A 12,990-nucleotide genomic window follows, 5' to 3' on the forward strand; every position below is an offset into this window, starting at 1 on the left:
TTCCTTCTCCTAGTCCTTGATTGTAGTGAATCCCATTTTCGCGCTAATCTTTTCATGCAGATTATCAATAATTTCTGGTTTATTGACTTTTGGTGCATCTTCATGCAAGAGCCATGTTTTAGCCCAATGTGTATCTGAAACATTGAAAACTGGTGGGTGTTCCTCAAAATCAATTTGCATGGCATAGTCTGAGCGCAATGCAAAGGCATCACCCTTCACTGGTGAATACAATGATGGAGGAGTACCTGGGATAGAATATAAATCACCATTAGATGTAGACAACTGTGGCAAACTTGAAAGAAGACTCCAGGTATAAGGATGTCTTGGGTCATAGAAGATTTCTTCTACTTTACCAAATTCTACAATTTCACCAGCATACATTACGGCAACCTTATCTGCAATACTTGCCACCACACCTAAATCATGGGTGATAAAGATTGTTGTAAAGTTATATTCTTTTTGCAATGATTTCAACAAGTCAATGATTTGGGCTTGAATGGTTACGTCGAGGGCTGTTGTAGGCTCATCACAGATCAAGATATCAGGACGACAAGCAAGCGCAATAGCAATAACAATCCGTTGGCGCATCCCACCTGAATATTGGAAAGGATATTCATCAAAGCGACGTTCTGCTTCCGGGATTCCAACCTTTTCCATATAATCAATAGCCATTTCTCTGGCTTCTTTGGCACTCTTACCTTGGTGTTTAATAATGACTTCCGTAATTTGTGATCCGATTGTATTAATCGGGTCCAAACTGGTCATTGGATCTTGGAAGATCGTTGCAATTTTTGCACCTCGGATATCTTCCCAATCTTTGTTTGACTTGAGTTCTGTTAATTCTTGCCCGCGATAATTAATGGTACCATTGGCAATTCGTCCGTTTTCTTCTAACATCCCTGTAAATGTTTTTGTCAAAACAGATTTACCAGAACCTGATTCACCAACAAGCGCCATGACCTCTCCTTCAACAAGGTCCAAAGAGACATTGCGAATAGCTGTTAAGACACGATCCCGAACATCAAATTCTACTACGATATCGCGAGCAGATAATATTACATTTTTATCATTTGTCATACCTACTCCTCCTATCTATGTGTACGTGGATCGCTGGCGTCTGCAAGGTTTTGTCCAACGATATAGAATGACAAGGATACCAAGACTAAGACTGTCAATGGAATCCAGAAAAGATACGCATTGGTTGTTACGTTTTGTGAGTAGTCTGAAATAAGACGACCTAAACTTGGAACTGTAATCGGCAATCCCAATCCAAAGAAGGAAAGGAAAGCCTCAGTCGAAATAAAGGCTGGCAACAACTGTGTAGTTGTCGTCACAATAACAGAAACCAACTGTGGCAAAATATTTTTTGTTACGATTTTAAGAGTTGGTGTCCCCAAGGTGCGACTGGCCAAGTTGTATTCTAAATCGCGGTAACGCATAATTTGGACACGGATAGAGTAAGCAATCCCAATCCATCCTGTCACTGTCATCGCCAAAATCAAGTTCCAGAAACCAGCACCAATTGAGTAAGTCAAGACAATAACAATCAACATAAATGGAACGTTTGAAATAACGTTATAAACTTCCATCATAAAGCGGTCGATTGATTTTGACACACCCCAAATCCCACCGATCACTACTCCGATCACAACGTTGATCAAGGTAGCAATAAAGGAGATAATAATCGAATTGCGGGCACCAAACCAAACTCCATCAAACAAGGATTTACCATTGTTATCCGTACCGAAGAAGGCTTTGGCACTTGGAGGATTCAAACGGGCAGTGAAGTCATTTACTTTACTTACATCATTGTAATCAAAGTTTGAAAACATTGGATAGACAAAACTCATCAAGAGAATGCCAACCAAAACTGCTAACATGAAAATAGTTGATTTCTTTTTAAAAAATTGACGAAATACTGATTTCCAGTAGGAGTACGACGGCGCATCAATTGTTTCAGAGGCAAAGTCGTCACGTTCAACAAATTGGAATTTCTTTTTATCAATTGTAGACATTATTTGCCTCCTTTCTTAGTTGTCAATTTGATACGAGGGTCTACCATAACCATGAGAATATCACCGGCCATTGCTCCAAATACAGCAAGAACAGTAAAGATAAAGACAAGACCCACTACCATGGTGTTATTCGAAGCCTTAATGGAATCGATCAACATTTTACCCATACCAGGGAAGGCAAAGACGGTTTCTGTCAAGGTTGCCCCTGAAATAACCAAGACCAATTGAACAGGAATACCGGTAACAATTGGAACCATGGCATTCTTGAAGATATGCTTGCGTGAAATTTCTTTTTCAGAAAGTCCTTTAGCACGTGCAAAACGGACAAAGTCTTGTGAGTGCAAGTCAATCATATAACGGCGAATCCAAATAGCCAAACCAGGCGCGCTCAAAAGTCCCAAGATCACAGAAGGAAGAACATACGATCTCCAATCCTGAGCGCCTAAAACTGGGAAGGAATCTGGGAGACCGATTGTTGAACCAATCAAGCGGACGATGTATACCAAGGCAATCGTCGGAAGGGCCATCATCAATGTCAAGACAGCTGTTGAGGCACTATCAAACCATGTATTCTTCAACAAGGCCATGTAAGATCCTAAAGGAATCGCGATCAAGTATGCAATTGCAATCCCAATCAAGCCGATAATAGACGAGCTCACAATCATGGATGGATTTTCATAGTTGCTCAACGTTGCTGTATAAGCATCTCCTTTACCAAAGCGGGCGATATCTTGAGCATCTGCCTTGCTTGGTGATTTGTATGTACGTGAGTAGATATTGATGGAAGATTCTTTTTTCCCTGTTGGGAAGTTTACTTCACTCTTCTTAGTCGTACCTTGTCCTTGTGTAATAACCTGAAGAACTGGCGTATTTGAATAAGTTGGATAAGATTCACCCAAGTTTAACGATACAAAATTTTGATGAATGAACGGGAATTGACCATTGAAATACAAAAGATATTTATGTTTAGTCCCCGAACCAACTACTGACCAACCAATAGCTGGATCATTTTCAATACGAATATAACGTTCAAGTTTTGGATTTGAAGCATCTTTGATGACATTTGGATGGTCAATCTGAATCAGATTGCCGTAGAATCCAATAACACGTTCAAAAACAGGAACCTCACGAACCGCATAAAATCCCTTGCTCTCAGGGAAACGATTTAATTTCCAACCATTCCCTAAGTTAGCAATATATTTTTTGTAAATTTTCTCATTCGCTTCCGTTGGATCAACTGTAACGGATGAGTCTTCTTTACTTGCTTTTTCCTTTAAAGCTTTTGAATCAAGATATTCTACGTACCCCATGCGATCGTAAACAGTATATTCATAATTCAATTTTGAGTCTTTTGTCTTTGCAATCTTATTGTAGTTAGGGTCGTTTTTGAAAATTAAATTTCTTGGGGTTAGCGTATAAATAATTGTATACGTCAATGTCGTAACCAAAAAGATCGACACTAACGAACGTAAAATACGCATAAATATATATTTTTTCATATTCCGTTCCTTTAATGTTCAAAAGAACTTTCTCCCCTATTAGAGAAAGTTCTGATGAAGGTGATTATTTGACGTGTTTTTCTAGTTCTTCCTGAGCTTTTTTATTTGAATCAGCTTTTTCTTTCAACCATTTTTCACGTTCTTGATCATATTGTTTTTTAGTGACAGGTTCATCTTGAACTTCAACATATTTGAAATAAGTTGAACCTTTATTACCTGTTTGTGATGAAGGTCCAGAGAATGGAACTACTTTTGAAACTACTGTAGCTGCTCCAGAGCTTGTCATAGTTGGAATTACTAACGAACTATCCGTTAACCAAGCTTGCGCTGCTGCGTATTTTTCATAACGTGCAACCACATCTTGGGTTTCTTTTCCTGCATCATCAAGCAATTTCGCATATTCATCTAAGCCAACAGCCTTAGCAGAGGCATTATCTACACCACCAGAAAATCCAAGGTAAGTTTTGGTTTGGTCAGGAGAAGATGGTTGCAAGGTATCAAGGTAAGTAGATGGATCATCATAGTCTGGATTCCAGCCTACAAGCCCTTGAAGATCCCAGTCAGCATCCGCTGCAGATGGTACGTTAATAGTGATATTCAAGATAGCATCTTGGTCCATCATTTGAAGGTCCACCACAACATTTTCTGTTCCAAGTGTATCTTCAACTGATTGTTTGAAGGATTGCATCCGTGCTACAAAGTTTGTTGAACTTTGAACAACTGGAACATCCAAGTGGATTGGGAATTGAACGCCTTCTTTTTGGAGTTCTGCTTTTGCTTTTTCGAACTGAGCTTTTGCTTTATCTTTGTTGTAAAGTCCATCTTGGCTATCTGCAAGATTTACACCACTCCATTGATCTCCATATGTCTGCAACTTATCAGCTACAACATCACCGAAGTCTTTACCGTTTACTTGAACAAAGGCAGGTGCAGTGTACATATTTCGAATAGCAGCCTTAGCATATTCTTTACCATTGACTTGTGCTGAATAATTTTCGCGGTTCAAGGCAAAGGTGATCGCTTGACGGAAATTCTTGTTCAAGATAGCTTTCTTCGTAGAAGATTTCTGCTCATCTGATGTTTTAGAAGTATGGTTGTAAGCTTGACGGTCAATATTGAAACCAAAGACTGCTACACCAGCTCCAGGTTGTGTGTTGTAGATGTTGTCTTTGTATTTCTTTTCTACAGAAGCAAAGTTTGAGCTTGCTGGGAAGAGTCGAGAAACTGTGTACGATCCATCGCTAAAACCACGCGCCAAGGAATCTTGATCTGATCCGTCATAATAAGACAATTTAATCTTGTCGATATGAACGTTATCTTTGTCCCAATAGTCTTCGTTCTTCTCAAAAGTAATTTCTGATTTAGAAGTGATTGATTTCAAAAGGAATGGACCATTGAATAAGATTGATTTTACATCACCTGGCTGACCAAAATTGTCACCCTTGCTTTCCAAGAATTCACCATTGATTGGCATGAGCACACCATTGGTTGTTTTAGAATTCCAGAAAGTTTCTGGTTGGTTCAAGGTATACTCAAGTGTGTAGTCATCTACTGCTTTTACCCCAACTTGAGAAAAATCAGTGATTTTTCCATCTACATAGTCTTTCAATCCTTTTACTGAACCTTGAACCAACGGAAGAGTTTCTGATTTTTTGTCTGCCGCATGCTTCAAGCCAGTGACAAAGTCATGAGCTGTTACCTCTCCATGCTCTTCACCATCAGCATCATACCATTTGACACCCTTACGGATTTTGTAGGTATAGGTCAAACCGTCTTTTGAAACAGACCAATCCTCAGCAATAGATGGTACAAGATTTCCGTATTTGTCGTTTTCCAACAAACCATCTACACCATTTGTTGTAATATCGTGTACGGAAGCTTTGGAAGATACGGTGTAATCCAAAGTTGTTGGATCATCGTTATAAACATAGCCATATGTTGTATCTTTTTTTGAGGCAGACTTGCTATCTTTTGAGCCAGAACATGCTGCAAGGAAAGTTGCTGCGAGCAATGTTACTCCGGCAAATGCAAAAACTTTACTTTTTTTCATTTTGAGTCTCCATTTTATTGAATTTAGATAGAATTATAGCATAAGTGAGACAAAAAGTAAACTAAATTTTCTGAATATTTGGCAAGTGAAAGGAGCCACTAAGCGGAGGACTGTCTAAAAAATCAATCCTTTTTAGTGGCTCCTTCCCCTACTTAAACTTATGCGTTCTTACTATCCCAGCTATTTCGATTCGATGTGGTTCTTTAATTCTTCTTGGGCTTTTTTATTGGATTCAGCCTTTTCTTTCAACCATTTTTCTTTACTTGCATCGTAATCCTTTGTCTTGATGACTTCTTCTGAAAGTTCAAGATATTTATAGTTGGTTCCTGTACCTTTTGTTCCAACCCATGAAGCAGCACGACTATATGGGACAGTCCGTTGCAACATTGGCGTTCCACCATTTGAAACAGTTGGTAAGATCAACGAACTATCGGTTAGCCATGCTTGAGCGGCTGCGTATTTCTCATACCGTACAGCTTGGTCACTCACTTCTGCATTGGCATCTTTTAAGAGCTCTGCATACTTCCCAAAGTCAACTGCTGTAATAGCAGGGCTGTTTGAACCTGCATCCACACCTAGATAGTAGAAAACAGAACCGTTAACAGGACTTAAACTCTCTAAATAAGTAGATGGATCTTGGTAGTCTGGAACCCATCCTCCGCCTGCAAGGTCATAATCTTTCTCAGCAGCAGTGTCTGTAAAGTAGGTAATATTGTTAAAGTCATCATCAGATAATTTCTGAATATCTACGACAACATTGTCTGCACCAAGAACAGCTTCTACGGATTGTTTGAAGGAGCTAGCTTGTTGCACCTGGCTGTTATCTGTCTGACTGACAACGTAATCCAAATGAATTGGGAATTGTACCCCTTCTTTTTGCAGTTGTTCTTTAGCTTTTGCAAATTCAGCCTTGGCTTTTTCTTGATTGTAGAGGGTGGTTTGGGCATCATCTAGATTTACGTCTTTCCACTCATCCCCATAGGTCACCAATTGTTTCTCGACAACCTTACCGAACTCTTCGCCATTTACTTGAACAAAAGTCGGTGGAACCAAGGTGTTTCGAAGAATCTTGGTTGCTGCATCTGCGCCAGATGTTTGAGCAGCATAGGCTTCACGGTCAAAGGCAAAGTTGACAGCTTGACGGAAATCCTTATTTAAAATCGCTTGTTTTGTAGACGATTTTTGAGCATCTGTCGTTTTGGCTGTATGGTTATACTTCTGACGATCGATGTTGAAGCCTAGATAGTAAGATGTACCATATTGAACACCATAAACAATATTATCACCAAATTTCTTTTTCACATTCTTATAAGTGGAGCTATTTGGCATTACTGTCGCAAATGAATATTGACCATTCTCAAATTTCTTGATAACAGATTCTGGATCTGATCCATCATTGTAAGTCAACTTCACATGATCAATATGAACATTCTTTTCATCATAGTATTCTTTATTTTTTACAAGCTCAATTTGAGATTTTGAAGTTAAATTCTTCAAATAATAGGGACCGTTATAGAGAATACTACTTGGTTTCAAGGAACCAAAGTCTTTTCCTTGAGATTTTAAGAAAGCTTCGTTAACTGGGAAAAGGACGCCTGATGTCGTCTTAGAATTCCAAAAGCTTTCTGGACGTTCCAAGGTATATTGAACGGTGTAATCATCTAGGGCTTTCACGCCAACTGTCTTGAAATCTGTTGTTTCACCCTTGGCATAGGCATCCAAACCTTTAATGGAGTTTTGGATTAAGAAGAGACCTTCAGATTTTGATTCCACAGCATGTTTGATCCCTGTCACAAAATCGTGAGCTGTTACAGCACCATACTCTTCCCCTTCACTGGTGTACCATTTAGCATCTTTTCGAAGTTTATAGGTATAGACTAAGCCATCTTCTGAAACTGTCCAGTCTTCTGCCAAACTTGGGATTAAATTTCCATATTTATCATTTTCTAACAAACCATCAACAAGGTTACTTGTAATATCAGACGTCGTTGTACGAGTCGATGCAATGTAGTCCAATGTATTTGGATCTGTTGAATAAATATAAGAATAAGTAGATTGATTGCTGCTTCCACCACCGCAGGCTGTCAATAGAAGAGCGCTGGCTAGAGAAACACCGGCCAGTACGAACCGTTTATTTACTTTCATCACTATCTCCTTATGTTAGGTTTTCTACCATTATACACTATTTCTTCCATTTTACCAACTATCTTTCAAATTTGCCTATGACCTTCGAGTCCTAAGAGAGCAAAATAGGATTAGAGCAGTTGCCTTCTTTTATGATACAATAGTAGAGACAAAAAACAATCGAGGATTCAAACGTGAAAAAAATAATCACCTTACTTCTTTGTCTAATGCTTGCGCTTCTCAGTACGTCTCCTGTAAAAGCGGAGGACCTAGACCTTGGAGCCCAGCATGCTATTGCGATCGATGGGACAACAGGTAAAATACTCTACGAAAAAAAAAGTGATGAGAAAAAAGAGGTTGGCGGAATCAGCAACCTTTTGACCACTTATCTCGTTTACGAAGCCATTCAGCAAGGAAAAATCTCTTTAACTGATGATGCGGATATTTCTGATAAAGCCTATCAACTGACAGCTGTTGAAGGAATCAGCAACGTTCCCATGGAAGCCCGTAAATACAAGGTTAAGGACTTGCTCACTGCTCTCCTCGTATCAAACGCCAATAGTGCCGCCATCGCCTTAGCTGAAAAAGTAGCTGGTAGCGAAGAAAAATTCGTCCTCCTCATGAAAGCAAAGCTCAAAGATTGGGGAATTACAGATGCGACGATTGTGAATGCTAGTGGATTGAACCAATCTATCATTGATGGGGATGAGGAAAATAAAAAGAAAAATACCGAAAATAAGCTGAGCGCTTATGATGTGGCAGTCATCGCAAAACATCTTCTAGAAGACTTTCCTGAAGTTACAAAAATCACCTCCCTCTCCCATGCAGAATTTGCTGGAATTCAATTGGAGAGTAGCAACTATATGCTGGAAAACATGCCCAACTATCGAGCTGGGGTGGATGGTCTAAAAACTGGAAATTCCGAAAAAGGAGGGATCTCATTTGTCGCTTCTACTAATCAAAATAGGATTCGAATGATTACCGTTGTCATTGGTGTTGAGGCAATCGATGGTGACCCTTACGCACGATTTGTTGCAACAGCCAACCTGATGAATTATGTGAGCCAAAACTTCGTTCCAAGCCTCATTGTCAGCAAAGGCGAAGCTTACAACAACAGTAAATCAACGGTTCACGATGGCAAGAAAACAAACGCCACTGCTGTTGCCAAGGATGACTTCATCGTGATCGAACGACAAGGAAGCCAAGCAGAAGCTAAAATCACCTTTAAAAGTAGCCAATCTTCATTTAGCGCTCCTATAAAGAAAGGTACTTCTCTCGGAACCCTTACCTACACTGATCCAGAACCCATCGGTCGAGGGTATATCGAAGGTAAAGCCCCTAGTATGGAAATGGTGAGCGGAGAAAATATCCAAAAAAGTTTCTTCTTAAAGGTGTGGTGGAATCAATTTGTTCGTTACGTCAACGAAAAACTATAAATGCTCATAAACAAAAAAAGAGGTCACCCTCTTTTTTTGTTTATTCAATTCCGTCAACAGAACTCCTATCGAACTTCGAAATAAGGAAAAGCAGTATCGCTGTCTATTGGATGAGTCGGGATTTCTTGTTCAATCACCGCACGCCAACCTGCTACCAATTCTCCAAAAGATAAGCTAGCTTCAGGTGTAGCTGTTGTTAGCTTCCGACCAAACCAAGCCATGGTCGCCGTTTCTAATTGAAGCATGGCATAACTAATCACAGGAACATTGGCAGCTTCGTAATTTTCATTGACTGCACGTGCTACTGCTGGTGCTTGAGGCAAGAGTTGAAGGCGGATTTTTTCTACAAGTTCTGGATCCAATTCTTGCCAAGAAATTAATTTCCCATCGATTTGATAATACAAATCAAATGTTTCTTGACCCGGCTTAAAATTCACTAGTATAAAGGCACGATCCGCTTTATCAGGACCGCCAACAGCCTTCACAGCATTGATCAAGAGATTTTGTTCCATCTGTCTCCAATAATCATCTGCTTCTTCTGCTAGATCAATTGTAAAGGGTGGAACAATTTCCTCAACAGGAATTTCGCCCTTATTCGCTTTTTCAACATTACCAAATAATTTTTTTAAGAATCCCATTTGCTTCTCCTTTTATCCCCTTAACCGACAGATCCTTCCATTTCATAGCTAATCAAGCGGTTGAGCTCAACTGCATATTCCATTGGAAGTTCTTTAGTGAAGGGCTCTACAAATCCCATGACGATCATCTCAGTCGCTTCTGATTCTGACAAGCCACGGCTCATGAGGTAATAGAGTTGCTCTTCTGAAATCTTAGATACTTTGGCTTCATGTTCCAAAGCAACTTGTGAATTATGAATTTCATTAAATGGGATGGTGTCAGATGCAGACAAGTCATCCATGATAATGGTATCACACTCAATGTGACTGACAGATTTCGCTGAATCTTTATTGAATGTCACTTGTCCACGGTAGTCAACTTTTCCTCCACCTTTCGCGATGGATTTTGAGACGATTGAAGAGCTGGTATGTGGAGCATTGTGGATCATCTTAGCACCAGTATCCTGGTGTTGCCCTGCATTAGCAAAGGCAATAGAAAGCATGGTACCACGCGCTCCTTCTCCATCTAAGTATACAGATGGATATTTCATAGTTGTTTTGGCACCCAAGTTCCCATCAATCCACTCAACAGTAGCATCTTTTTGAGCCTTAGCACGTTTTGTAACCAAGTTATAGACGTTATCAGACCAGTTTTGGATAGTCGTATAACGCATGTAAGCTCCATCCAAAGCAAAGATTTCTACAATAGCAGCATGCAAGCTATTGCTTGAATAAGTAGGTGCTGTACATCCTTCTACATAGTGGACGCTAGCGCCTTCATCAACAATAATCAAAGTCCGCTCAAACTGACCTGTATTTTCATTATTAATCCGGAAGTAGGTCTGCAAAGGAACATCGACCTTTACACCCTTCGGTACATAGATAAAGGTTCCACCTGACCAAACAGCTGAGTTGAGGGCTGCCAACTTATTATCCGTTGGAGGTACCAACTTAGCAAAGTATTGCTTAAACAAGTCTGGGTATTCCTTCAAAGCCGAATCTGTATCGGTAAAAATGATTCCGAGCTTTTGGAATTCTTCCTTCATGTTATGGTAAACTACTTCAGACTCATACTGAGCAGCTGCTCCGGCTAGGTAAGCACGCTCTGCTTCTGGAATACCAATCCGTTCAAATGTTTCCTTAATTTTTTCAGGCACTTCATCCCAGCTACGTGCAGGTTTATCAGATGGTTTTTGATAATAAATCAAATCATCAAAATCAATATCTGACAAGTCCGCTCCCCAAGTTTGCATCGGCATTTTTTTAAATGCTTCATAAGACTTCAAACGGAACTCCAGCATCCATTCTGGCTCATTTTTCGCAGCAGACAACTCGTGAATAACCGATTCATTCAACCCTTTTCCTGTTGACAAGATTGGGTCTACATCATCGTGAAAGCCAAATTTATATTCACCAAGATCAATTGGTTTTGGTTCTACTCTTTCTTCTGTCATATCTTTCCTTTCATTTTCTTTTTAGCGCTCTTTACATGTGATTACTTTTTCTAGTCTGGACCATCAGCAGACGAATGCTGATATCACTTCTCACCAGAAGCTCGGTAAAAAAACAGACTTGAATCTTTATCACTTTTATTCATCATTAGGCTTGAGCATCGATTGCTTTTTTGAGAGCATTCCAAGCCAGGGTCGAGCACTTGATCCGTTGTGGAAATTTAGCAACCCCAGCTAAAAAGGCTGCATCTCCCAACTGGTCTTGACGGGCATCTTCTTTGCCTTGGACCATTTCTGAAAAAATAGTCGCCAACTCTAGCACTTCTTCTTTGGATTTTCCTAGGACAACGTCCGTCATCATACTAGCAGAAGCCGTCGAAATCGTACAACCTGAGTTGACAAAGGCAATGTCTTTGATTACTCCTTCATCATCAAACTGAACAGACAAACTAATCACATCGCCACAGGTTGGATTGTTTAAGTTGATTTGTTCAACCCCTTCAATCTTTCCATGGTGATGGGGATTTTTTGAATGGTCAGCTACTACAGCCATATAGAGGCTATCTAATTTAGAAAGTGCCATTGAAAAACTCCTTTGTTTTTATCAGCGCTTCTACAAGCTTATCGCAGTCTTCTTTTGTATTGTAGAGATAAAAGCTAGCTCGAGCAGTCGCCGGAACCTCCAAATACTGGATTAAAGGTTGGGCACAATGGTGGCCTGCCCGAACGGCAACCCCTTCATAATCCAAGGCAGTCGCAAGATCATGAGGATGCAAATCCCCTAAATTGAAGGAAATCACCCCTGAACGTTTCGCTAAATCTTGGGAGCCATAAATTTTCAAGCCTTCAATCGCTTGAAGTTTGGGAAAGACATAGGCAATCAAGTCTTGCTCGTGACGCTCAATCGCATCCATGCCAATAGCCTCCAAATAATCAATCGCCGCAGCTAAACCAATGGCGCCAGCCATATTGGGAGTCCCTGCTTCGAATTTCCAAGGAAGTTCCTTCCAGGTTGCTGATTGTTCATAGACAAAGTCAATCATTTCTCCACCAAATTCAACAGGTGACATTTGGTTGAGATATTGCTCTTTTCCATACAAGACTCCAATCCCTGTAGGTCCAGCCATTTTATGGCCCGAAAAGACAAAGAAGTCTGCATCTAGTTTTTGAACATCTATTTTCATATGAGGGACTGATTGAGCCCCATCCACTACCACAATGGCTCCTTTTTCATGGGCCAATTGAGCGATTTCTTGGACAGGATTTATCACCCCGAGTACGTTAGAGGCATGGGCAATGGAAACAAACTTGGTTCGATCTGTCAATTTTATTCGGAAATCCTCTAGATCCAGACCACCGTCTTTCAAATAGACATACACCAGTTTTGCTCCTGCCTTCCGACAAGCTTCCTGCCAAGGAAGGATATTGGAATGGTGTTCCATAATGGAAATGAGAACCTCATCCCCCTCTTCTAGGATTTCTTCTGCAAACCGACCAATCCAATTCAAACCTGTCGTGGTCCCTCTTGTAAACAAGACCTCTTTGGTTGAGGAAGCGTTTATAAAGCGACGGACAGTTTCTCTTGCTGCTTCGTAGGAAGCAGTCGCCCGTTCGGCCAAGGTATGGACCCCGCGGTGAACATTAGCATTATCCTCTTGGTAATATCGATTCACAGCTTCTAAGACAGCTTTTGGTTTTTGTGTCGTCGCTGCATTATCCAAATAGACAAGTGGCTCATCATTCACAATTTGATCTAAAATCGGGAAATCTTTCCGAATCTTTTCGACATCTATCATCT

General features: G+C 40.3%; 10 protein-coding genes. 1 reads left to right on the forward strand and 9 read right to left on the reverse strand.

Annotated features, from left to right (window positions below; genetic code table 11):
* Nucleotides 1–9: 9 nt before the first annotated feature.
* The 5 genes from ACOXXR_RS07780 to ACOXXR_RS07800 form a co-directional block, all read right to left on the reverse strand.
* Nucleotides 10–1,077 carry an ABC transporter ATP-binding protein gene (locus tag ACOXXR_RS07780; protein WP_140814659.1) on the reverse strand — a complete coding sequence of 356 codons (1,068 nt, stop codon included), beginning with the start codon at nucleotides 1,075–1,077 and terminating at the stop codon, nucleotides 10–12.
* 11 nt (nucleotides 1,078–1,088) lie between these two features.
* On the reverse strand, nucleotides 1,089–2,015 hold the full coding sequence (oppC, locus tag ACOXXR_RS07785) for an oligopeptide ABC transporter permease OppC (RefSeq protein WP_048692005.1): 927 nt from the start codon (nucleotides 2,013–2,015) through the stop codon (nucleotides 1,089–1,091).
* Complete coding sequence (locus tag ACOXXR_RS07790) at nucleotides 2,015–3,514, reverse strand: ABC transporter permease (RefSeq protein WP_445278372.1); 1,500 nt, start codon at nucleotides 3,512–3,514, stop codon at nucleotides 2,015–2,017. Before ACOXXR_RS07790 ends, oppC begins: the two co-directional genes overlap by 1 nt.
* Nucleotides 3,515–3,578: 64 nt before the next feature.
* A complete protein-coding gene (locus ACOXXR_RS07795) occupies nucleotides 3,579–5,564 on the reverse strand; it encodes a peptide ABC transporter substrate-binding protein (RefSeq protein ID WP_445278373.1) in 1,986 nt (661 codons plus the stop codon).
* A 180-nt stretch (nucleotides 5,565–5,744) separates the two neighbouring features.
* Nucleotides 5,745–7,709, reverse strand: a complete 1,965-nt coding sequence (locus ACOXXR_RS07800) for a peptide ABC transporter substrate-binding protein (RefSeq protein ID WP_445278374.1) — start codon at nucleotides 7,707–7,709, stop codon at nucleotides 5,745–5,747.
* Nucleotides 7,710–7,882: 173 nt separating this feature from the next.
* On the opposite strand from ACOXXR_RS07800, the gene pbp3 reads away from it, so the two are divergent.
* Nucleotides 7,883–9,124: a D-alanyl-D-alanine carboxypeptidase PBP3 gene (gene pbp3, locus ACOXXR_RS07805; RefSeq protein WP_445278375.1), complete on the forward strand. Its 1,242-nt coding sequence runs from the start codon at nucleotides 7,883–7,885 to the stop codon at nucleotides 9,122–9,124.
* 65 nt (nucleotides 9,125–9,189) lie between these two features.
* Here the strand turns inward: pbp3 and ACOXXR_RS07810 are convergent, their stop codons facing one another.
* The 4 genes from ACOXXR_RS07810 to ACOXXR_RS07825 form a co-directional block, all read right to left on the reverse strand.
* On the reverse strand, nucleotides 9,190–9,762 hold the full coding sequence (locus tag ACOXXR_RS07810; protein WP_445278376.1) for a hypothetical protein: 573 nt from the start codon (nucleotides 9,760–9,762) through the stop codon (nucleotides 9,190–9,192).
* A gap of 20 nt (nucleotides 9,763–9,782) precedes the next feature.
* Nucleotides 9,783–11,195, reverse strand: coding sequence for a Fe-S cluster assembly protein SufB (sufB, locus tag ACOXXR_RS07815; RefSeq protein WP_129270476.1), 1,413 nt, complete (start codon nucleotides 11,193–11,195; stop codon nucleotides 9,783–9,785).
* A 145-nt stretch (nucleotides 11,196–11,340) separates the two neighbouring features.
* On the reverse strand, nucleotides 11,341–11,775 hold the full coding sequence (gene sufU / locus ACOXXR_RS07820) for a Fe-S cluster assembly sulfur transfer protein SufU (RefSeq protein WP_048714758.1): 435 nt from the start codon (nucleotides 11,773–11,775) through the stop codon (nucleotides 11,341–11,343).
* Nucleotides 11,762–12,988: a cysteine desulfurase gene (locus ACOXXR_RS07825; RefSeq protein ID WP_270309141.1), complete on the reverse strand. Its 1,227-nt coding sequence runs from the start codon at nucleotides 12,986–12,988 to the stop codon at nucleotides 11,762–11,764. Before ACOXXR_RS07825 ends, sufU begins: the two co-directional genes overlap by 14 nt.
* Nucleotides 12,989–12,990: the final 2 nt, after the last annotated feature.

This window comes from Streptococcus sp. KHUD_013 (assembly GCF_052588545.1).

Coding starts and splice junctions, on each gene's coding strand:
- ACOXXR_RS07780 (WP_140814659.1), bottom strand. CDS start 1,077: ATGACAAATGATAAAAATGTAATATTATCTGCTCGCGATATCGTAGTA.
- oppC (WP_048692005.1), bottom strand. CDS start 2,015: ATGTCTACAATTGATAAAAAGAAATTCCAATTTGTTGAACGTGACGAC.
- ACOXXR_RS07790 (WP_445278372.1), bottom strand. CDS start 3,514: ATGAAAAAATATATATTTATGCGTATTTTACGTTCGTTAGTGTCGATC.
- ACOXXR_RS07795 (WP_445278373.1), bottom strand. CDS start 5,564: ATGAAAAAAAGTAAAGTTTTTGCATTTGCCGGAGTAACATTGCTCGCA.
- ACOXXR_RS07800 (WP_445278374.1), bottom strand. CDS start 7,709: ATGAAAGTAAATAAACGGTTCGTACTGGCCGGTGTTTCTCTAGCCAGC.
- ACOXXR_RS07810 (WP_445278376.1), bottom strand. CDS start 9,762: ATGGGATTCTTAAAAAAATTATTTGGTAATGTTGAAAAAGCGAATAAG.
- sufB (WP_129270476.1), bottom strand. CDS start 11,195: ATGACAGAAGAAAGAGTAGAACCAAAACCAATTGATCTTGGTGAATAT.
- sufU (WP_048714758.1), bottom strand. CDS start 11,775: ATGGCACTTTCTAAATTAGATAGCCTCTATATGGCTGTAGTAGCTGAC.
- ACOXXR_RS07825 (WP_270309141.1), bottom strand. CDS start 12,988: ATGATAGATGTCGAAAAGATTCGGAAAGATTTCCCGATTTTAGATCAA.